Annotated in this window: 16 protein-coding genes; 10 read left to right on the top strand and 6 right to left on the bottom strand. The window is 70.3% G+C overall.

Annotation, left to right across the window (positions count from 1 at the left end):
- Positions 1-67 precede the first annotated feature (67 nt).
- The 3 genes from ACZ4V6_RS33645 to eccCa all read right to left on the bottom strand — a co-directional run bounded on the left by ACZ4V6_RS33645 (position 68) and on the right by eccCa (position 6924).
- On the bottom strand, positions 68-2323 hold the full coding sequence (locus tag ACZ4V6_RS33645) for a hypothetical protein (protein ID WP_467834680.1): 2256 nt from the start codon (positions 2321-2323) through the stop codon (positions 68-70).
- Between the two features lie 76 nt (positions 2324-2399).
- Positions 2400-2840, bottom strand: a complete 441-nt coding sequence (locus ACZ4V6_RS33650) for a hypothetical protein (RefSeq protein ID WP_467834682.1) — start codon at positions 2838-2840, stop codon at positions 2400-2402.
- 106 nt (positions 2841-2946) lie between these two features.
- Positions 2947-6924, bottom strand: coding sequence for a type VII secretion protein EccCa (gene eccCa / locus ACZ4V6_RS33655; protein WP_467834684.1), 3978 nt, complete (start codon positions 6922-6924; stop codon positions 2947-2949).
- Between the two features lie 319 nt (positions 6925-7243).
- Here eccCa and eccD point away from each other — a divergent pair, with 319 nt between their 5' ends.
- Both eccD and ACZ4V6_RS33665 read left to right on the top strand, forming a co-directional pair.
- Positions 7244-8752: a type VII secretion integral membrane protein EccD gene (gene eccD / locus ACZ4V6_RS33660; protein ID WP_467834685.1), complete on the top strand. Its 1509-nt coding sequence runs from the start codon at positions 7244-7246 to the stop codon at positions 8750-8752.
- Positions 8753-8926: 174 nt separating this feature from the next.
- A complete protein-coding gene (locus ACZ4V6_RS33665) occupies positions 8927-10447 on the top strand; it encodes an outer membrane protein assembly factor BamB family protein (protein WP_467834687.1) in 1521 nt (506 codons plus the stop codon).
- Positions 10448-10460: 13 nt separating this feature from the next.
- Here ACZ4V6_RS33665 and ACZ4V6_RS33670 read toward each other — a convergent pair whose 3' ends face one another.
- Positions 10461-10766, bottom strand: a complete 306-nt coding sequence (locus tag ACZ4V6_RS33670) for a DUF397 domain-containing protein (protein WP_467834689.1) — start codon at positions 10764-10766, stop codon at positions 10461-10463.
- Between the two features lie 304 nt (positions 10767-11070).
- On the opposite strand from ACZ4V6_RS33670, the gene rpsO reads away from it, so the two are divergent.
- The 5 genes from rpsO (at position 11071) to ACZ4V6_RS33695 (ending at position 16522) form a co-directional block, all read left to right on the top strand.
- A complete protein-coding gene (gene rpsO, locus ACZ4V6_RS33675; protein ID WP_006130415.1) occupies positions 11071-11358 on the top strand; it encodes a 30S ribosomal protein S15 in 288 nt (95 codons plus the stop codon).
- 330 nt (positions 11359-11688) lie between these two features.
- A complete protein-coding gene (locus ACZ4V6_RS33680; RefSeq protein ID WP_467834691.1) occupies positions 11689-13908 on the top strand; it encodes a polyribonucleotide nucleotidyltransferase in 2220 nt (739 codons plus the stop codon).
- A complete protein-coding gene (locus ACZ4V6_RS33685; RefSeq protein WP_467834693.1) occupies positions 13905-15284 on the top strand; it encodes a M16 family metallopeptidase in 1380 nt (459 codons plus the stop codon). The genes ACZ4V6_RS33680 and ACZ4V6_RS33685 overlap by 4 nt, the downstream gene beginning before the upstream one ends.
- A 26-nt stretch (positions 15285-15310) precedes the next feature.
- Positions 15311-16063: a 4-hydroxy-tetrahydrodipicolinate reductase gene (dapB, locus tag ACZ4V6_RS33690; protein ID WP_467834695.1), complete on the top strand. Its 753-nt coding sequence runs from the start codon at positions 15311-15313 to the stop codon at positions 16061-16063.
- Between the two features lie 3 nt (positions 16064-16066).
- The gene (locus tag ACZ4V6_RS33695; protein ID WP_467834697.1) at positions 16067-16522 is read left to right on the top strand and encodes a hypothetical protein; all 456 of its coding nucleotides are present in this window, start codon (positions 16067-16069) and stop codon (positions 16520-16522) included.
- A 67-nt stretch (positions 16523-16589) separates the two neighbouring features.
- Here ACZ4V6_RS33695 and ACZ4V6_RS33700 read toward each other — a convergent pair whose 3' ends face one another.
- Positions 16590-17144 (bottom strand): PH domain-containing protein, encoded by a 555-nt coding sequence (locus ACZ4V6_RS33700; protein WP_467834698.1) that lies wholly within the window; start codon positions 17142-17144, stop codon positions 16590-16592.
- A 114-nt stretch (positions 17145-17258) separates the two neighbouring features.
- Positions 17259-17498 carry a hypothetical protein gene (locus ACZ4V6_RS33705; RefSeq protein WP_467834700.1) on the bottom strand — a complete coding sequence of 80 codons (240 nt, stop codon included), beginning with the start codon at positions 17496-17498 and terminating at the stop codon, positions 17259-17261.
- A 174-nt stretch (positions 17499-17672) separates the two neighbouring features.
- Between ACZ4V6_RS33705 and thyX the strand changes: the two genes are divergently transcribed.
- From thyX to ACZ4V6_RS33720, 3 genes are all read left to right on the top strand, one after another.
- The gene (gene thyX / locus ACZ4V6_RS33710) at positions 17673-18413 is read left to right on the top strand and encodes an FAD-dependent thymidylate synthase (RefSeq protein WP_467834702.1); all 741 of its coding nucleotides are present in this window, start codon (positions 17673-17675) and stop codon (positions 18411-18413) included.
- Positions 18414-18624: 211 nt separating this feature from the next.
- Complete coding sequence (dapA, locus tag ACZ4V6_RS33715) at positions 18625-19524, top strand: 4-hydroxy-tetrahydrodipicolinate synthase (protein WP_361578827.1); 900 nt, start codon at positions 18625-18627, stop codon at positions 19522-19524.
- Between the two features lie 162 nt (positions 19525-19686).
- Positions 19687-21372, top strand: a complete 1686-nt coding sequence (locus ACZ4V6_RS33720) for a ribonuclease J (protein ID WP_467834704.1) — start codon at positions 19687-19689, stop codon at positions 21370-21372.
- Positions 21373-21634 lie beyond the last annotated feature (262 nt).

Here is a 21634-nt window from a genome sequence, read left to right on the forward strand (position 1 = left end):
GTGCACAGGGCGGCACGCTGCGACAGCGTCTTCGGCTCGCCGAAAGGCTGTTCCGCCCTGGAGGTTGTCAGTTCGTTGTGTCCGTCAGGTACTTGCCCGCGGTTTCGGCTCCTCGGTCACGGCCCTGAAGAACGTTCGTGATGAACTTCCTGCTTTCCGGGCTGTCCGCTTCGATGTCGGACCGCCCCTGCGCCCAGCCTTCGACGATGTAGGCCGCCTGCTGATTGTCGTTGAGGTACTTGTCCGCGATCTCCGAATTGGCCTTGGCGTCCGCCTCCGCCTTCATGGAGTTGCCGAGGTCCCAGGTCAACGTGTCCACGCCACGCTGAAGGGCATCGCCGAAGGCGATGGTGGTGGCACCCACCGTGGTGTACAGCGGAGTGACCGCGCCGCCGACGAAGTGGTACGCGGCCTTCATCTTCCAGTCGACGTCGGCGTACGTGTCCATGCGCTCGTCGTTGAGCACGTCTTCCTTGATGGCGGAGTAGGCGCCCAGACCACTTCCCAGATTCTCCATCTCCTCGTCCAGGTCACCACGAGCGGCACCCTCGGGCAGAGTGCCCAGCTCGTTGCTGACGTGGCGGAGTTCGGCCTTCTGCAGGGTCGAGTACGCCTCGGGGTCCTCCGAAAGGCCGCGCAACGTCTCGACGAGGGACTTGGCGTCGGTGGCCAGGTGGGTGGACCCGTTCTCGTCGAAGTAGCCCTCGCCGCCGCCCGCACGTATGTAGTCGATGTCGACGCCGGCGAGGATCTTGTGCGTGTCCGATCCGTACTCGCCCAGGGCGTTGGCCACCGGCTGACGCAGGTTCGCGGGAATGCCGTCGTCCGTGCCGGCGATCGGTGCCAGTTCCTTCACGATCGAGTGCATCACCCGCGCCTGGGCCTCGCTGTGCTTCATCTCGGGCCACGGGTCCTCGCCGGACTTCAGCGGCACGTGCCCGGTGGCCGCGGCCTCCAGGGCCGCCCCCAGCCCTGCCCGGCTGAGGGGGTCGTCCATGGTGACGACGGTCGGGCCGGCGGCCGTGCTGTGCCGGGGCCACTCACGGTCGTCGAGGAGGTACTTCAGATGGTCGTTGCCCACGTGGTCGGACCCCGAACCGTTCCCCGCGGGATCGAAGAAGGCGGTGGCGGCGTCGGGGTTCTTGCTCATGACGCCCAGGAGACCGTCGATCGCGTCCGCACGGACACCGTCGTGGCCGGCCCCCCACTCGGTGAAGATGCCGGGGGACTTCTTCTCGGCCGCTATCAGGTCGTCGCCCAGCTGGTACAGGAACTGGTCGTCGTACTTGGTGCTGCCGTGCTGCATCAGACCGACGAAGGACTGGTAGCCGTAGAGCGGCTGGGTGTTCGATCCGAAGTTCTTGGTGCCCGACTTGTCGAGGCTCTCCATCCACTGCCGGTAGAACCTGCCGTCGTCGCCGGCGAGCCAGTCCTTGAACTTCTGCGATCCCGGAGGCGCGTCCTTGACCGATCCGGGCACCTGGGTGGCTCCGGCGACGGTGTCGGAGAGGCCGCCCTGCAGCTCCAGGTACTGGGCCTTGTGCTTCTTGTCGTCGTCGTAGGCGAGCTGGTTCAGCTCGTTGGTCAGCTTGATGGTGCCGTCCGTGCCGAGCCCCTTCAGCAGGGTCTGACTGAACGCCTTGTCGCCGGAATTGTCCCGGAACGCCCGCTGCAGCTCCGCGAGTTCGGCGTCCGAGACCTTCTTGCCGTCCGCGAGCCGGGTCGCGATGTCCTCGGCGTTCTCGGCCTCGTACTTCTCGATGTCACCCTGCGCCTGGCCGTTGAAGCCGTTGAGGGTGCCGTCGGAGACGTCCGAGTCGACGACGACGGCGTCGAAGGCTATCTGCACGCCCTTGTCGGCGTCCGTGACGTTCTTGACGAGCTGGTCTATTCGGCTCTGCCAGGAGCTCACGGCCTTGCGCACGCTGTCCTGGAAGTCGGGATCGTGGTGGTACGCGTTGCGGGTGCCGGCGTCCATGCCGGCGGTGTCGTAGGAGACCACGCCCTGGTCCGACACCTTCATCCCCGCCTCGACGGCCTCCTGGCGCGCCGACGTGAGCTTTCCCTTCAGGTCGACGAACTGGGTGTGCGCGTCGCGCAGCAGGGAGGCGATGGCCTTCGCCTCGGTCTGGGCGCTCTGGTACTCCTTGAGCGTGATGTCGAACCGGCGGTTGGCCGCGTCCGCGCTCAGGCCCAGCCAGGTCTGGCCCATGGATATGCCGTGCACATCCCGTTTGTAGGCCTTCTCCTGCTTGCTGAACTCCTCGGCCATGTCGTCCCAGCCGTCGGCCGCCGTGGTGAGGGTGGCCAGGTCGGTTGTCATGATCTCGTGATACGTCGGCATGGTTCCCCGTTGTGCGCGTTACCGTGACTGATCGATGGCGTGGCGGCCGGTGGGCTCAGTAGCCGTCGAGGTTCGACGACTGGCGCATGCCCAGTCCGACGCCGAAGTCGGTGTTCTGGAAAAGGATGTTGGTGCTGCGCAAGGCCTCCTTCTCGGAGGACAGGCGCGTCATCAGGTTCTGGACCTGCTCACCCCACGTCTTGTGCGCCTTCTTCAGGGCCCCCGAGGTGACCCACCCGTCACCGTCCTTGGCGGCGAAGGCCTTGACCGCGGCGTTGGTGTCCTCGTCGGCCCAGTCACCCGCCTTGCGGGTATCGGGCTCGATGTGGTCCTCGATGGCCTTGGCGGCGGCCTTCTTCTGCGCCGGACTGGACGCGAGGTCCTTCTGGCCTCCGGGAACGGGCCCGGATCCTCCCCGATCGGCCGGGTACTGGTTCAGCTGCATGCCGACCGGCCCGGGCCCACCGCCGTACTGCTCTCCGACAGACTCCGTCATGACTTCCTTACCCCCGTCCGACGTGCTTGGAATGCGCGCGTCACACTAACAACTCGGGTGCCGTGGAGGGACCGTGGATCCGCGAAGGGCCCGAGGGCGACCCCCGTCAGTACGTCTCCTCCGCCACGAGTCCCGTCTGCACCAGCGGCCGTCCCCGGCGGCGCGAGACGAACACGCCCCGTCCCGTCGGCATCGGCCTCGGCCGCACGCCGCCCAGGACGTCGCCCTCGGTCGGGTCGCCCGCCAGGACGACGCCCTGGGCCCCCAGCTCCTTGATGCGCTGCATGAACGCCTCGTACGAGGCACGGCTGGCGCCGGCGGTGGAGCGCGCGATGATGAAGCGCACGCCCACGTCCCTGGCGAACGGCAACAGCTCTGTCAGGCCGCTGAGCGGATTACCGCTCGACGTGGAGACGAGGTCGAAGTCGTCGATGACCACGAACACCGTCGGCCCCCGCCACCAGCTGCGCTCCCGGAGCTGCTGCGCGGTCACGTCGGCGGTCGGGGTGCGGCGCTTCATCAGGTCCGCCAGGGCCACCATGTGGTGCTCCATGGCGTTGGACATCGGGATGTACTCGGCGAGGTGCGTGTCCGGCGTCACGCCCAGCAGGGAGCGCCGGTTGTCCACGACGAACAGCTTGCACTCGTCGCCGGAGTAACGCGTCGTGAGCTGCTTGATCAACAGCCGGAGCAGGTTCGACTTGCCGGACTCGCTCTCGCCGAAGACCAGGAAGAACGGATCCTGGTCGAAGTCGACGAAGACCGGCTCCAGGTTGTCCTCGTCGAGCGCGAAGGCGACGCCCCGCCGCGGGAAACGGTCGCCCGGGGGCAGCTGCTCCGCCGGGAACTCGCGCGGCAGCAGCCGCACCACGGGCGCGCCCGGCGCCTGCCAGTGCCGGGACACCTCGGCCGACAACGCGGCCGTGGCGTCCGCCAGGTCCGTGTCGGACGCCAGGCCGTCGATGCGCGGCACCGCCGCCATGAAGTGCAGCTTCTGCGGCGCCTGTCCGCGCCCGGGCACCCCGGTGGGGACGTTCGCGGCGACCTTCCGGTCCAGTTCGGAGTCCATCGTGTCGCCCAGCCGCAGCTCCAGCCGGTTCAGCAGGCTGTCCTTGAGCGCGGAGCGCACCTCCATCGAGCGGGAGGCGGAGAGAACCAGGTGGACGCCGTAGCCGAGACCGCGGGCGGCGATGTCGAGGATCACCTGATCGAGTGCCTCGTACTCGGTACGGAAGTTGGCCCAGCCGTCGATGACCAGGAAGACGTCCCCCCACGGCTGGTCGGTGACCGAGATGTCGCCGCGGGCCCGCCGGGTCCGGAACTCGGCGATGGAGGAGATGCCCGAGGACCGGAAGTACTCCTCGCGGCGGTTCAGGACGCCGTAGACCTCCGCGACGGTACGCCGGACCTTCTCCGGGTCCAGACGCGAGGCGATGCCGCCCACGTGCGGCAGCCCGGCCACCGCGGCCATGCCGCCACCGCCGAAGTCCAGCCCGTAGAACTGCACTTCGTGCGGCGTGTGCGTGAGCGCGAAGGAGCAGATCAGCGAACGCAGCAGCGTCGACTTGCCGGACTGCGGGCCGCCCAGGATCTGCATGTGGCCGGCGGCACCCGAGAAGTCCACCCACAGCGGGTCGCGGCGCTGCTCGTAGGGCTTGTCGACGATGCCGACGGGGACCACGAGCCGTCCGGCGCCCTCGTAACCGGGCTGGGTCAGACCCCGGCCCTCCACGGTGGTGAGCCCCGGCAGCAGCGAGTCCAGCGACGGAGGGCTGTCCAGGGGCGGCAGCCACACCTGGTGGGCGGCCGGGCCCTGGGCCTCGAGCCGGCGCACGACGACGTCCAGCACGGTGTCCGCGAGCGCGTCGTCCACCTCGCCGGCGCCGTCCCCCGGGCCCTCGCCCTGCCGCGGCGCCGGCACGTACCGCACCGGCACCTCCGCCGCCGTGAACAGAACCGGCCGGCGGTCCTGCGGGAGCAGGCCGTCGCCGGCACCGGCACGCTGCGAGCCGGAACGGTAGACGCCGGAGACGTACGCGGCCTTGAACCGGACCATCTCGTCGGTGCCGAACTTCAGGAAGCCGGAACCGGGCACGTTCGGCAGCTCGTACGCGTCCGGCACACCGAGCGCCGCCCGTGACTCGGCGGCCGAGAAGGTGCGAAGACCGATGCGGTAGGACAGGTAGGTCTCCAGACCGCGCAGCCGGCCCTCCTCCAGCCGCTGCGAGGCCAGCAGCAGGTGCACGCCCAGCGACCGGCCGATGCGGCCGATCTGCACGAACATGTCGATGAAGTCCGGCTTCGCGGTCAGCAGCTCGCTGAACTCGTCGATGACCAGCAGCAGCGACGGGATGGGCTGGAGCGGAGCACCCGCCGCCCGCGCCTTCTCGTAGTCGTGGATGTTGGCGTAGTTGCCCGCGTCGCGCAGCATCTCCTGGCGGCGGTTGAGCTCACCGCGGATGGAGTCGCCCATGCGGTCGACGAGCGTGAGGTCGTCCGCCAGGTTGGTGATCACGGCCGCCACGTGCGGCATCTGCGCCATGCCCGCGAAGGTGGCGCCGCCCTTGAAGTCCGCGAGGACGAAGTTCAGCGTCTCGGAGGAATGGGTGACCGCCAGACCCAGCACCAGCGTGCGCAGCAGCTCCGACTTGCCGGAACCCGTCGCGCCTACGCACAGACCGTGCGGTCCCATGCCCTCCTGCGCCGCCTCCTTGATGTCGAGCATCACCGGCCGGCCGTCCTCGCCGACACCGATCGGCACCCGCAGCCGCTCCGCCTGGGAGCGCGGCCGCCAGGTGCGCCGGGTGTCGATCGAGGCGGCGTCGCCCAGGTTGAGCAGATCGGTGAACTCCAGGTTCGCCAGCAGCGGTTCGTCGTCGTCGCCGCCCGACGCCATGCGCAGGGGCGCCAACTGCCGGGCCAGCGCCTCCGCGGACTCGTACGACAGGGCGTCGGGCGTGCCCTCGTAGACGACGCCGTGCGCCGACTCCAGACGCAGCGAACGCGGCTGCACCAGGACGGAGAGGTCACCGCGGGCTCCGGACGGTTCGCCCTCGGTCAGCTCGACGACCGTCACCCCCTGCAGGCCCTCCGGGCCGGCCAGCATGGAGTCCGGGGGGAGGGAGACGCCGTCGAGGACGACGACGATGTGCGGGGTGTCCGGAAGGGGCGCCGCGCTCGGGTGGAAGCGCGGGCGTCCGGTCAGCCGCGGGGCCAGGAGGTCCTCGAGCTCACGGGGGTCGCAACCGATCAGGCGGCGGGAGCCGGCGCCGTCCGCGACCCCGGGGAGCTGTACGTGCGGGAGCCACTTGGTCCATTCCCAGTGCCGCACCGCGTCCCGGCTCGCCGCGACCGCCACGATCAGGTCCTCGGGGGAGTGCAGGGAGGCCAGCGCACCGGTCAGCGCCCGGGCCGAGGACCGCACGGAATCCGGTTCGCCGCCGAGCGTGACGTGGTAGAAGGCGCGCAGGGAGACCGCCATCGGCAGGTCGTCCAAGGTGCTGTGGGCCGCCACGAACCGCTGCATCGCGCCCGCCGTGAGCGGCTCCAGCTGGTCGACCGGACCGGTCTCGGGAGCGATCAGCGGGGTGGCCAGGGACTGGGGGCCGAGACCGATGCGGACCTGCGCGAAGTCCTCGTCGGCGGACCGCCGTTCCCACACGCGGCTGCCCTCGGCGACCAGCGCCCACAGCTGCTCGGGGGAGGGGTGGAGATAGTACTGGGCGTCACGCTGCGCCTTCGCCGTCGCCACGGTGGTCCGGCGGGTCTGCGACAGGTAACCCAGGTAGTCCCGGCGCAGATCGGCGAGCTGGCCCTGGGAACCGCGGCGGAAGCGGACCACCATCGCGATCGACATGGCGATCGTCGACGCGATCATCACCATGCCCATGATGCGCATGAACGGCTGCCCGCTGGTGAAGAAGAAGACGACCGAACCGCCCATGCCGAGCGTCGGCAGCAACTGCATCAGGACGCTCTCCTGATGCCCTCGGGGCAGCTCGGGCGGCGGCTGCACGACGACCTCGCCCGTCGGGACCTCCGGCGGCAGCGCCCGCGGCGGACGCTTCACGACGATCTGGCTCACTGCTCACCAATCCCCTTGTCGGCCCGCCGGATTTCCGTCCGCCACCCCGTGTCAGGCGGACGAGGGCCGCCGCGCGATCCTACTGATCTCATCACACACCGGCGGGCGGTAGGGTGCCGGATGTTCGCGTGAGCACATACGAACCCGGGCGGACGTACGGGGCATTCCGTGAGATGTGGTCCGGCCCCCGGGGACCGGGCCAGGACGGACGGACCTCCTTCCGCCCCGCACCGCCCCGTCCTGCGACGGACGCCGGGAAAGAGGCGCAGGACCTTCACACCGCAGACACAGCAGCACCGAGGGGGAGCAGCAGGTGAGCATGACGGCCTCCACAGCGGCCGCCGGCACGGGCGGACCGGGCCAGGCAGCCCCTTCGGGGGCGGTGACGGGCCTCGGCTTCTGCCGGGTCACCATCGTCGCGCCCGACAGCCGGATCGACGTGGCGCTGCCCGACGACGTACCGGTCGCCGACCTCTGCCCGGAGATCCTCCGGCTCTCCCGGCAGACCGCCGCCGAGGGCGCACCCGTCGGTTACCACCTCGTCCGGCGCGACGGCACCGTGCTCGACAGCGCCCGCTCCTTCGCGGCGCAGCGCATCGTCGACGGCGAACTCCTCACCCTGCGCCCCTTCGCCGAATCGCTGCCGCCGGCTGTCTTCGACGACGTCTCCGAAGCGGTCGCGTCCGCGGTCACCCGCGACCGCTCCCTGTGGCACGGCGACCTCACGCGTGCCGCCGGCCTCGTCGGCGGCGGCGTGCTCCCCGCACTGCTCGCGTTCGTCGCCTGGAGCGCCGACCCGCGACACGACATGCACAGCCTGCCCGGCATCCTCGCGGGCATCGCCGGGGTCCTCCTCGTCGTCCTCGGCTGTGTCCGCGCCCGCGTCTACGACGACCGGGCCGCGGCCGTCGCGCTGGGCCTCGGCGCGCTGCCCAACGTGGGCGTGGCGGGCTCCGGTCTGCTCTCGCTCTCCGAAGGGCAGGGCATCGGCAAGCTCCAGTTCCTGCTCGCCGCCGCGGCCGTGCTGGTGGCCTCGGTGATCCTCGCCCTGTGCTCCCCGCGCGGTGACGGCCCGTTCGTCGCCTTCGCGACCGCCTCCGGGGTCACTCTGATCGCCACGTTCGCGGCGCTCCTCAGGAACTGGGAGCCGGCCGAGATCGCTGCTCTGTGCGCGCCCGTCGCCGTCGGGGCCCTGGCCTTCCTGCCCGGCATGTCCATGCGCTTCGCCCGTCTTCCCATCGGGTTCGAGGCGCCGGACACCGCTCCGCGCGGCGGATACGGCACCGACCCCGAACCCCCCGGACCGGTGGACGCCGAACGCATCGAGGCCCAGGCCCGGCGCGGCCACGAACTCCTCGTCGGCCTCGTGGGCGGCTGCGCACTGCTCGCGGTCGGCTCCGCCCTGACGCTCGGCTTCTCCGACGGCCTCTGGGCCCAACTGCTGGCACTGGCCACGGGAATCGCCCTGCTGATGCGCGCGCAGCTGTTCCGCTACACCGCGCAGGTCGCCCCTCTCCTGGCCGCGGGGCTGGGCTCCCTGGTCGCCCTCGGGCTCGGTCTGGCGCTCGACCCGCCGCACGCCCTGTTCCAGGACGCGCTGGCGGGGGACCGGACCGACCTCGACGTCCGTACGATCTGGCTGGTCGCCGCCGTCGCCCTGGCCGCCGCGCTGATCACCACCCTCGGTCTGGTGGCCTCGCGCAGCGGACTCACGCCCTTCTGGGGCCGCTTCCTGGAGATCGCCGAGGGCTTCGTCCTGCTGACGCTGGTGCCGCTGGCACTCGCCGTCTTCGACGTGTACGCGACCGTGCGGTCGATGACGGGCTGACGCCCGGGACCCGGCAGGGGCGCGCACGTCCCGCACCGCCGCCCGCTCCGCCCTCACCGTCATGGCGACGGGACGGAGCGGTCACGGCGTGAGTCCGAGCCCGGCCGGCGCGGCGGGCTCGTCATCCTCCCCAGCGAAAGGCACTCTCGAGTGAGCTTCGGTCCACCCCCCTCCATGCAGCCGCAGACCGTCCCTCAGGCCCCGCCCTCGCCGTCGCGCCGCAACGTCCGCCGCCGGGTGCTGACGGGACTGCTCGCGGTCGTCCTCGCGGCGGCCGTCGGCACGGGTGGCTGGCTGATGTGGGGCGGCGAGGACGGGGCCGGCCGGAACTCCGCCGAACCGGGGTCCGCCCAGGGGCAAGGGAGGCTCGACGTCCGCGAAACCGTCGAGAAGCGCCCCGCGAGCACCACCGGCGAGATGGCCTTCCGGTTCTCCGTGGACGACATGAACCCCGGCGAGCACGTCGAGATGCCGGGCACGTGGGCCACCGACGAGATCTTCGCCAAGGGCATCGCGCGGACGGTCGCCGGCTACCGCATCGGCACCGACGCCGAGCTCGGCGACGAGGCGTGGAAACTCAGGCTCGGCGGCCCGATCTGCGGCTACACCCGCCATGTGAGCGGCGACAACCGCACGGCCGTCCTCTTCCGGGAGGGCGACAGGGAGGACGCCCTCTGCGACCACGTCGCCTTCATCGACCTCGACGACGGCCGCAAGGTCTGGGAGCACGACTTCCCCACCTCGGAAGCGGGACCGTCCCGGGAGACCGCGGACGACGTCGACGTCCAGGACCGGCCGAGCGTGACCCTCGTCCACGGCCTCGTGGCCGTGACCTGGGGCGGTGGCTCCGTCGGGTACGACATGGACCGGGGGACGAAGCGCTGGAGCACCACGGTCGCCGGCCGCTGCCAGGACATGGGCGCCGCCGGCGGGCGCGCGCTTCTCATCCGTGAACAGTGCTGGAGCGCCGACGAGAGCCCGGCCGCCGCGTACTGGCAGGACGTCACCTACCACGTGCGCAGGACCGACCCGGCCACGGGCCGCACCCTCTGGTCGTACTCGGCCCCCGAGGGGATCCGTGACCTCAGCGTGCCGTCCACCGAACCGGCCGTCGTCGCCGTGGCCGGCGGGGAGATCGACATCACCGAACTGATCTCGCTGGACGACAAGGGGAAGTTCCGCTCCACGATCCGGCTGGGCAACGGCACCTACGTCGGCGAGTGCTTCTACGGCGACTACCTCGTCGTGGACTACTGCCCGACCATCACGGTCGGCGCCGGCCAGGCCTTCCTGCGCAGCAAGGACCAGACGGAGAAGCAGACCTCCAACTGGGTCATCGGCTTCGACCTGGCGACCGGCGACACCACGACGAAGTTCGACTCCGGCCCCGGCTCACTGCTCTACCCCGTGCGGATGAGCGGCGACCGGCTCCTCGCCCTGCGCCTCAGCAACGACCACATCGCGCCGAACGCGCTGGTCGAGCTGGATCCCGGCACGGGTGAGGAGACCCCGTACCTCTACTTCGGCGTGCCGCTCGAAGGAGAGCTGCTCACGACGCCGGACACCAACGACATCCTCGTCCAGAACGGGCGGATCTTCTTCGGTGCCAGGGCCGCGAACGGCCCCGGCGGCACCGGGAAACAGTGGATCTACCTCGCCCTGGGCATCGGCGGCGACGCCGTGAGGAAACCCTGAGGCCCCTCCCGTCTCACCCCGCCCCGCCCTCCGGCGCCGGCTCCAGGTCGAACTCCCCGTCCCGCGCACCCAGCACGAAGGCCCGCCACTCCGCCTCCGTGTACCGCAGCACGGTGTCCGGGTCGAGCGACGACCGCATGGCCACGGCGCCGGCGGGCAGGTAGGCGATCTCGACCCGCTCCTCGTGCTCCTCGGTGCCGGGCGCGCTGTGCCATTCGACGCCGGAGATGTCGAGGGCGTACAGCTCGTCCCTCTCCCGCTCCTTGCGCGTCTTCGGTCCGTCGTTCTCGGCGTTCTGGGAGTTCCCGGTGTCGGCCATCGGGGATCGGTCCTTCCTGCGGTGCCAACGGGATGCGCGGCCACCCTACTTCCCGGGGTTCTCCCAGCTCAGCGGTTTGCCGATGTACGTACCGGCAGGAGTGACGGCGCGGCCGCCGAGCCCGCGGCCAGGGGTGTCCGGCCAGGCTGGTACGCTGTGTGACGGCCGTTCGTGTACGCGCCCCCGGAGCCCAGCGCCCTGGAGGCCGCGCCCAGCGGATCCCCGCCTTCCGAGTCACGGAAGATCCCCCGAGACGCAGACCGGGGGCACTCGAAGGCCAGTCACAGACCAAAGAGGAGTACGCGTGTCGCTCGACGCCGCCGTCAAGAAGCAGATCATCTCCGAGTTCGGTACCAAGGAGGGCGACACCGGCTCCCCCGAGGTCCAGGTCGCTCTGCTGTCCCGTCGGATCTCCGACCTGACCGAGCACCTCAAGACGCACAAGCACGACCACCACTCGCGCCGCGGCCTGCTGATCCTGGTCGGTCAGCGCCGCCGGCTGCTGCAGTACCTCGCCAAGAAGGACATCCAGCGCTTCCGTGCGCTGGTCGAGCGCCTCGGCATCCGCCGCGGTGCGGCGGGCGCCAAGTAAGACGCCGTGGAGGGAGCGGTTCCCATCGTTCGGGGGCCGCTCCCTTTGCTGTACGTGCGCGGTGTCACCCCCGCTTTGTAGTGTGGTAGCACGACACAGGACGTACGACACCGTGTGCTGGGTACCAGCCGTATCGGGCGGGGCACAGCACACACACCGAACGAAACGAGGAGAAGCGCGCCTCGCCGCCGCCGGTCCTCGGTAGTGGCCCCCGGGGAAAGAGCCCCGGGTGCTTCGATCGAAGACCGGCCCGCACAGGACGGAGCGCTTCTCCGCCACCGTCCCCCCGCCACACGGGCGAGGAGGGACGAAGACGAGGAGAAAACACTAGTGGAGAACGAGACCCACTACGCCGAAGCCGTGATCGACAACGGCGCGTTCGGCACCCGCACCATCCGCTTCGAGACGGGCCGCCTGGCCAAGCAGGCCGCCGGCTCCGCCGTGGCCTACCTGGACGACGACACCATGGTGCTGTCGGCCACCAGCGCCTCCAAGAACCCCAAGGACCAGCTCGACTTCTTCCCGCTCACGGTGGACGTCGAGGAGCGGATGTACGCCGCCGGCAAGATCCCCGGCAGCTTCTTCCGCCGCGAGGGCCGGCCGTCCGAGGACGCCGTCCTCACCTGCCGCCTCATCGACCGTCCGCTGCGCCCCTCCTTCAAGAAGGGCCTGCGCAACGAGATCCAGGTCGTCGCCACGGTCATGGCGCTCAACCCCGACCACCTGTACGACGTCGTGGCGATCAACGCCGCCTCCGCGTCGACGCAGCTGGCCGGTCTGCCCTTCTCCGGCCCGATCGGCGGCGTCCGCGTCGCGCTGATCCGCGGCCAGTGGGTCGCGTTCCCGACGCACACCGAGCTCGAGGACGCCGTCTTCGACATGGTCGTCGCGGGCCGCGTCCTGGAGGACGGCGACGTCGCGATCATGATGGTCGAGGCCGAGGCCACCGAGAAGACCATCAAGCTGGTCGAGGGCGGCGCCGAGGCGCCCACCGAGGAGGTCGTCGCCGCCGGTCTGGAGGCCGCGAAGCCCTTCATCAAGGTGCTGTGCCGCGCCCAGTCCGACCTCGCCGCCAAGGCCGCCAAGCCGACCGGCGAGTTCCCGATCTTCCTCGACTACCAGGACGACGTCCTGGAGGCGCTGACCGCCGCGGTCAAGCCCGAGCTGGCCCAGGCGCTCACCATCGCCGGCAAGCAGGAGCGCGAGGCCGAGCTGGACCGCGTCAAGGCGCTCGCCGCCGAGAAGCTCCTGCCGGAGTTCGAGGGCCGCGAGAAGGAGATCTCCGCCGCGTACCGCGCGCTGACCAAGTCCCTGGTCCGCGAGCGCGTCATCAAGGAGAAGACCCGCATCGACGGCCGCGGTGTCACCGACATCCGCACCCTCGCCGCCGAGGTCGAGGCCATCCCGCGGGTCCACGGCTCCGCCCTGTTCGAGCGTGGCGAGACCCAGATCCTGGGCGTCACCACCCTGAACATGCTCCGCATGGAGCAGCAGCTGGACACCCTCTCCCCGGTGACCCGCAAGCGCTACATGCACAACTACAACTTCCCGCCGTACTCCGTCGGCGAGACCGGCCGCGTCGGCTCCCCGAAGCGCCGCGAGATCGGCCACGGCGCCCTCGCCGAGCGCGCCATCGTGCCGGTGCTGCCGACGCGCGAGGAGTTCCCCTACGCGATCCGCCAGGTGTCCGAGGCCCTCGGCTCCAACGGCTCGACGTCCATGGGCTCGGTCTGCGCCTCCACCATGTCGCTGCTGAACGCCGGCGTGCCGCTGAAGGCCCCCGTCGCCGGTATCGCCATGGGCCTGATCTCCCAGGAGATCAACGGCGAGACGCACTACGTCGCCCTCACCGACATCCTCGGTGCGGAGGACGCCTTCGGCGACATGGACTTCAAGGTCGCCGGCACGAAGGACTTCGTGACCGCCCTCCAGCTCGACACCAAGCTGGACGGCATCCCGGCCTCCGTCCTGGCCGCCGCCCTCAAGCAGGCCCGTGACGCCCGCCTCCACATCCTCGACGTGATGATGGAAGCGATCGACACGCCGGACGAGATGTCCCCGAACGCGCCGCGGATCATCACCGTGAAGATCCCCGTCGACAAGATCGGTGAGGTCATCGGCCCCAAGGGCAAGATGATCAACCAGATCCAGGAGGACACGGGCGCCGAGATCACGATCGAGGACGACGGCACGATCTACATCGGTGCCGCCGACGGCCCGGCCGCCGAGGCCGCCCGCACCACGATCAACGGCATCGCCAACCCGACGATGCCCGAGGTCGGCGAGCGCTACCTGGGCACCGTCGTGAAGACGACGACCTTCGGCGCGTTCGTCTCCCTGCTGCCCGGCAAGGACGGCCTGCTGCACATCTCGCAGATCCGCAAGCTCGCCGGCGGCAAGCGCGTGGAGAACGTCGAGGACGTGCTCGGCGTGGGCCAGAAGGTCCAGGTCGAGATCGCCGAGATCGACTCCCGCGGCAAGCTCTCCCTGATCCCCGTGATCGAGGGCGAGGAAGGCGACGAGACCAAGAAGGACGACGCCGACCAGTGACGTCCCGTGGCTCCAGGGCGACGGCCCGCACCTCCTCGGAGGCGCGGGCCGTCGCCCGTACCCAAACGCTGATCAAGGGCGCGAACGGCATCGGCACGGTCCGCAAGACCACTCTCCCGGGCGGCCTGCGCATCGTCACCGAGACCCTGCCCTCGGTCCGCTCGGCGACCTTCGGCATCTGGGCGCACGTCGGATCCCGCGACGAGACCCCGGCCCTGAACGGCGCCACCCACTACCTGGAGCACCTGCTCTTCAAGGGCACGTCCCGCAGGTCCGCCCTGGACATCTCCTCCGCCATCGACGCGGTCGGCGGCGAGATGAACGCGTTCACGGCCAAGGAGTACACGTGCTACTACGCGCGGGTGCTCGACACCGACCTGCCGCTCGCCATCGACGTCGTCTGTGACATGCTGACCGGCTCCCTGATCCGCGAGGAGGACGTCGACGTCGAGCGCGGCGCCATCCTCGAAGAGATCGCGATGACCGAGGACGACCCCGGCGACTGCGTGCACGACCTGTTCGCGCACACGATGTTCGGCGACAACGCCCTCGGCCGCCCGGTCCTCGGCACGGTCGACACGGTCAACGCCCTCACCGCCGACCGCATCCGCCGCTTCTACAGGAAGCACTACGACCCGACCCACCTGGTGGTCGCCGCCGCCGGCAACATCGACCACAACAAGGTCGTGCGCCAGGTCCGCGCAGCCTTCGAGAAGGCCGGGGCCTTCAAGGACCCCGTGGCCGTGCCCATCGCCCCGCGCGAGGGCCGGCGCACCCTGCGCACCGCGGGCCGCGTGGAACTGATCGGCCGCAAGACCGAGCAGGCGCACGTCATCCTCGGCATGCCGGGCCTGGCCCGCACCGACGAGCGCCGCTGGGCCCTGGGCGTCCTCAACACCGCCCTCGGCGGCGGCATGTCCTCCCGCCTGTTCCAGGAGGTCCGCGAGAAGCGCGGCCTGGCCTACAGCGTGTACTCGTACACCTCGGGCTTCGCCGACTGCGGCCTCTTCGGCGTGTACGCGGGCTGCAGGCCCTCCCAGGTCCACGACGTGCTGAAGATCTGCCGCGACGAACTCGACCACGTCGCCGAGAACGGGTTGTCCGACGAGGAGATCGGCCGCGCCGTCGGCCAGCTCCAGGGCTCCACCGTCCTCGGCCTGGAGGACACGGGCGCGCTGATGAACCGTATCGGCAAGAGCGAGCTGTGCTGGGGCGAGCAGATGTCCGTCGACGACATGCTGGCCCGGATAGCCTCGGTCACGCCGGACGACGTCCGCGCGGTCGCCCGCGACGTCCTGGGCCGCCGGCCGTCCCTGTCGGTCATCGGCCCGCTGAAGGACAAGCAGGCGTCCCGGCTGCACGACGCCGTCGCCTAACCCCTCCGGTAAGGAAGACAGAAGACATGAGCAAGCTGCGCGTGGCCGTCCTCGGCGCCAGGGGCCGTATCGGCTCCGAGGCGGTGCGGGCGGTCGAGGCCGCCGAGGACATGGAACTGGTCGCCGCCCTGGGCCGCGGCGACTCGCTGGACGCGCTGACCGACAGCGGCGCCCAGGTCGCGGTCGAGCTGACCACCCCGGCGTCGGTCATGGAGAACCTCGAGTTCTGCGTAGGACACGGCATCCACGCCGTCGTCGGCACCACGGGCTGGACCGACGAGCGCCTCGCGCGGCTGAGGGACCGGCTCGACGCCTCCCCGGGGACGGGCGTGCTCATCGCGCCCAACTTCTCCATCGGGGCCGTGCTCACCATGAAGTTCGCGCAGATCGCGGCGCCGTACTTCGAGTCCGTCGAGGTCGTCGAGCTGCACCACCCGAACAAGGTGGACGCCCCCAGCGGCACCGCCACGCGCACCGCGCAGCTCATCGCCGAGGCACGGCAGAAGGCAGGCGTCGCTCCGGCGCCCGACGCCACTGCCACCGCCCTCGACGGTGCCCGCGGCGCGGACGTGGACGGCGTCCCGGTGCACGCGGTCCGCCTGCGCGGCCTGCTCGCGCACCAGGAGGTCCTGCTCGGCGGCGAGGGCGAGACCCTCACCGTCCGGCACGACTCGCTGCACCACAGCAGCTTCATGCCGGGCATCCTGCTCGGCGCCCGGCGCGTGGTGGCCACTCCGGGCCTCACCTTCGGCCTGGAACACTTCCTGGACCTGGGCTGAGCCATGCGCGCGAAGATCTCCTACGCCCTCACGGCCGCCGTCCTGGTCTTCTACTTCGTCCTGGTCGGCAGCCGCGGTGTGATGCTCATCGAGGCTGGCACCCCCCTCACCGTCACCCTCGGCGTGGCGGTGCTGGTGCTGCCGGTGATCGGCCTGTGGTTCCTGTGGAAGAACACCCAGTTCGTCCGCCGTGCCAACCAGCTCGCCGCCGAACTCGACGCCGAGGGCGGGCTGCCCGTCGACGAGCTGAAGCGCACCCCCAGCGGCCGCATCGACCGCGACTCGGCCGACGAGGTCTTCGCCCGCCGCAAGGCCGAGACGGAAGCGGCTCCCGACGACTGGCGCAGCTGGTTCCGGCTCGCCGTCGCCTACCAGGACGCCCGCGACACCCCGCGCGCCCGCAAGGCGATGCAGCGGGCGATCGCCCTGCACGACCACAGACAGGTCGAGGCGGCCTGAGAGGCCCCGAACGCCGGTGGCCCGGTCCGCGGACGCGGACCGGGCCACCGGCGTTCCGTGCTCCGGCTCAGCCCCGCCGGTACTCGTCGGCCCACGCCTCCACGGTGTCGGCGGCCCGGTCGAAGGCCTCCGGCCGGGCGAGGAAGTCCGCGTTGTGGCTGGTCATCAGCGCGGGCACGGCGTCGCCCGCCCGGCCCTGCCGGGCGAGGAGCAGCGCCTGGCCCTGCACCGTGCGCGGCAGACCGAGCCACCGGACCGGCTGCTGCGCCGTCCGCACGCCGGCGACCTGCTGCCAGGCCACCGTGCGGGTGGTGAAGAACCCCACCTGGCGCACGCCGCGCGCGCTCACCCACACGCCCATGCGCAGCAGCCGCAGGGCGCAGACGATCATGACGAGGGCGACGCCGAAGACCGCGGCGGCCGAGGACGGCGCGTCCGTCACCGCGATGACGACCGCCGCGAACAGCACGAACGAGGCGAGCAGCAGCGCCAGCGCCGCCGCTCCCACTCGCCAGGGCCCCGGCCGGTAGGGCCGACGCCACTGGTCGCGATCGTCGTACGGCAGCGGGACGTCCTCGGCCGCGTCGAAGGCGCGGTCGGCCGTCAGGAAGGACAGGGGCACGGCTGGTCCTCACTCGTTCCATGGCGTGTGCTGTGCCCGGTGAGGCTACCGATCTGTGTGCCCGGTCACCACCTTCGGGGCCCCGGACGGAGTCAGGACCGGCCGTATGCCGCCTCAGCGCCCGTCGGACGCCTGTGACTGCTGCTGCTGTGATGAGGGCTGGTCGGCCGACAACGCGGGCATCCCGATCATCAGGGACCCCACGAGCCCGGCGACCACGGTGAGCCCCAGCAGCCAGCGCCCGGCCAGCTGACCGATGGACGCCCGCTCGCGGGGCGGGGGAGTGACATTGCTGCGGAACCTGTCGGCTTCGGCGACGAAGGCGAACGGCACGGGTTCACGCCGGCGGATCATCGGAGGTGCGTCTCCCTTCAGGGATCAAGCGAATCGCTGTTACTCATACAGACGAACGAACGCCCCCGCAGGTGCCCAGTTTCACCGACTTCATCGTGACGCGACGCCGAGCGCCCCGTTCGGCGGGCCGTAGAGTGGCCTCGCCAAGCGACACAATGGGAAGGCCCTCCACCCGTGACCGACACCCCCGCCGACGATTTCAAGATCGAACTCCGCAGCGACATCACCGTCGAGCTGGTCAAGAGCAGTGCGACCGACTCCGACGTGCTGTTCGCCGCCCGCGTCTCGACCGTCGGGGAGCAGTCCCTGGACGAGCTGAAGAAGGACCCGGAGCGTTCGAAGGGCCTGATCAACTACCTGATGCGGGACCGGCACGGCAGCCCGTTCGAGCACAACTCGATGACCTTCTTCATCAGCGCCCCGATCTTCGTCTTCCGCGAGTTCATGCGGCACCGCGTCGGCTGGTCCTACAACGAGGAGTCGGGCCGCTACCGGGAGCTCCAGCCGGTCTTCTACGTGCCGGGCGCCGAGCGCAAGCTGGTCCAGCAGGGCCGCCCGGGCAAGTACGTCTTCGTCGAGGGCACCGCCGAGCAGCACGAGCTGGTGAGCCGGTCGATGGAGGACTCCTACCTCCAGGCCTACCGGACGTACCAGGAGATGCTCGCCGCCGGCATCGCCCGCGAGGTGGCCCGCTCGGTGCTCCCCGTCGGCCTGTACTCCTCGATGTACGCCACCTGCAACGCGCGCTCGCTGATGCACTTCCTCGGCCTGCGCACCCAGCACGAGCTGGCGAAGGTGCCCTCCTTCCCGCAGCGGGAGATCGAGATGGTGGGCGAGAGGATGGAAGAGGAGTGGGCGCGGCTCATGCCGCTCACCTACGCCGCCTTCAACGCGAACGGCCGCGTGGCACCGTGACGCGTCCCGATCGCCCGGCCGGGCACAGATGTGCGCATCAGCCGCCCGAAGTGTCCCGATTGCGGCGTTTGGAGAAGTTCATCTAGCCTGATCAAAGGGACCCGGCACTGCCTGAACCCCCGAGCAGGCAGTGCCGGGCTCCACCTCCGTGTCGATCTGCCGCCTCCCCCGAGGGCAGACCCCGCCCTGAGCAACGAGTAGCGTGTAACCCATGGCTCCGACCTCCACTCCGCAGACCCCCTTCGGGCGGGTCCTCACCGCCATGGTCACGCCCTTCGCGGCGGACGGCGCACTCGACCTCGACGGCGCGCAGCGGCTCGCCGCCCACCTGGTGGACGCAGGCAACGACGGCCTGATCATCAACGGCACCACCGGCGAGTCCCCCACCACCAGCGACGCGGAGAAAGCGGACCTCGTACGAGCCGTCCTGGAGGCCGTCGGCGACCGGGCCCACGTCGTCGCCGGAGTCGGCACGAACAACACCCAGCACAGCATCGAGCTGGCCCGCGCCGCCGAGCGCGTCGGCGCCCACGGCCTGCTGCTCGTCACGCCGTACTACAACAAGCCCCCGCAGGAGGGCCTGTACCGCCACTTCACGGCCATCGCCGATGCCACCGAGCTGCCGGTCATGCTCTATGACATCCCCGGCCGCAGCGGCGTCCCGATCAACACCGAGACGCTCGTCCGCCTCGCGGAGCACCCGCGGATCATCGCCAACAAGGACGCCAAGGGCGACCTGGGCCGCGCGAGCTGGGCCATCGCGCGCTCCGGTCTCGCCTGGTACTCCGGCGACGACATGCTGAACCTCCCGCTGCTCTCGGTCGGCGCGGTCGGCTTCGTCTCGGTCGTCGGCCACGTCGTCACCCCCGAGCTGCGCGCCATGGTGGACGCCTTCGTCGCGGGTGACGTGCAGAAGGCACTGGAGATCCACCAGAAGCTGCTCCCGGTCTTCACCGGCATGTTCCGCACCCAGGGCGTCATGACCACCAAGGCCGCGCTCACCCTCCAGGGACTGCCCGCGGGCCCCCTGCGCGCGCCCATGGTCGAGCTCACGGCGGAGGAGACCGAGCAGCTCAAGATCGATCTTGCTGCCGGCGGGGTACAGCTCTGACAACGGACTTCGCACCACCGCACCGCCAGGTGCCACAACGACTTCACAACTGAATACGCAGGCCACCGGTGCCTGCACCCCACCACGACAACTGCTTCTGCACGAACGTCACGCGCGCCACGTGCCCACCGGTACGTGGCGCGTGTGGTTGAGGAGAGTCTTTTGAGTCATCCGCATCCTGAACTGGGCCGGCCCCCGGCGCTCCCCGCAGGCGGCCTCCGGGTCACCCCGCTGGGAGGCCTCGGCGAGATCGGCCGCAACATGACGGTCTTCGAGTACGGCGGCCGCCTGCTGATCGTCGACTGCGGAGTGCTCTTCCCCGAGGAGGAGCAGCCCGGAATCGATCTGATCCTGCCGGACTTCACGTCCATCCGGGACCGCCTCGACGACATCGAGGGCATCGTCCTGACCCACGGCCACGAGGACCACATCGGCGGCGTCCCCTTCCTCCTCCGCGAGAAGCCGGACATCCCGCTCATCGGCTCCAAGCTGACCCTCGCCCTGATCGAGGCCAAGCTCCAGGAGCACCGCATCCGCCCCTACACCCTCGAGGTGACGGAGGGGAACCGCGAACGCGTCGGCCCGTTCGACTGCGAGTTCGTCGCGGTGAACCACTCCATCCCGGACGCGCTGGCCGTCGCCATCCGCACTCCCGCGGGCATGGTCGTCCACACCGGCGACTTCAAGATGGACCAGCTCCCGCTGGACAACCGCCTCACGGACCTGCACGCCTTCGCGCGCCTGAGCGAGGAGGGCATCGACCTCCTCCTCGCCGACTCGACGAACGCCGAGGTCCCGGGCTTCGTCCCGCCCGAGCGCGACATCTCCAACGTCCTGCGACAGGTCTTCGCCGGCGCGCGCAAGCGCATCATCGTGGCGAGCTTCGCCAGCCACGTGCACCGCATCCAGCAGATCCTGGACGCCGCGTACGAGTACGGACGCCGGGTCGCCTTCGTGGGCCGGTCCATGGTCCGCAACATGGGCATCGCGAGGGACCTCGGCTACCTGAAGATCCCGCCGGGCCTGGTGGTGGACGTCAAGACGCTCGACGACCTGCCGGACAACGAAGTCGTCCTGGTCTGCACGGGCTCGCAGGGCGAACCGATGGCCGCCCTGTCCCGCATGGCCAACCGGGACCACCAGATCCGCATCGTCGAGGGCGACACGGTCATCCTGGCGTCGTCCCTCATCCCGGGCAACGAGAACGCGGTCTACCGCGTGATCAACGGCCTGACCCGCTGGGGCGCCAACGTCGTCCACAAGGGCAACGCCAAGGTCCACGTCTCGGGCCACGCCTCGGCCGGCGAGCTGCTGTACTTCTACAACATCTGCCGTCCGAAGAACCTGATGCCGGTCCACGGCGAATGGCGCCACCTGCGGGCCAATGCCGAACTGGGCGCCCTCACCGGCGTCCCGCACGACCGCATCGTCATCGCCGAGGACGGCGTCGTCGTCGACCTCGTCGAGGGCAAAGCGAAGATCTCCGGCAAGGTCCAGGCGGGGTACGTGTACGTCGACGGCCTCTCCGTCGGCGACGTCGGCGAACCGGCCCTCAAGGACCGCAAGATCCTCGGAGACGAGGGCATCATCTCGGTCTTCGTGGTCATCGACTCGTCCACCGGCAAGATCACCGGCGGACCGCACGTCCAGGCGCGCGGCTCGGGCATCGAGGACTCGGCCTTCGCCGACGTCCTGCCCCGGATCACGGAGGCCTTGGAGCGCTCGGCGCAGGACGGGGTCGTCGAACCCCACCAGCTCCAGCAACTGGTGCGCAGGACCCTCGGCAAGTGGGTCTCGGACAAGTACCGGCGCCGGCCGATGATCCTCCCGGTGGTCGTGGAGGTCTGACGGGCCGTCGGCCCCCGGGCCGAGCGAACCAGGAGCGGGGCGTCGCGATTTGCATCGGGGCGCCCCGCTCCAGTACGTTTACAACTCCGCTCGGGCGGGCACCCCAACCACTTCGTGGCTCGGAGTCGCCCCGGAGGGCGGGAAATCCGGCTCAGAACTTCTGATAAAGTCGGAACCGCCGGAAAGGGAAACGCGGAAGCGGGAACCTGGAAAGCACCGAGGAAATCGGATCGGAAAAGGATCTGATAGAGTCGGAAACGCA

It is taken from the genome of Streptomyces sp. NPDC029152, from assembly GCF_055564355.1.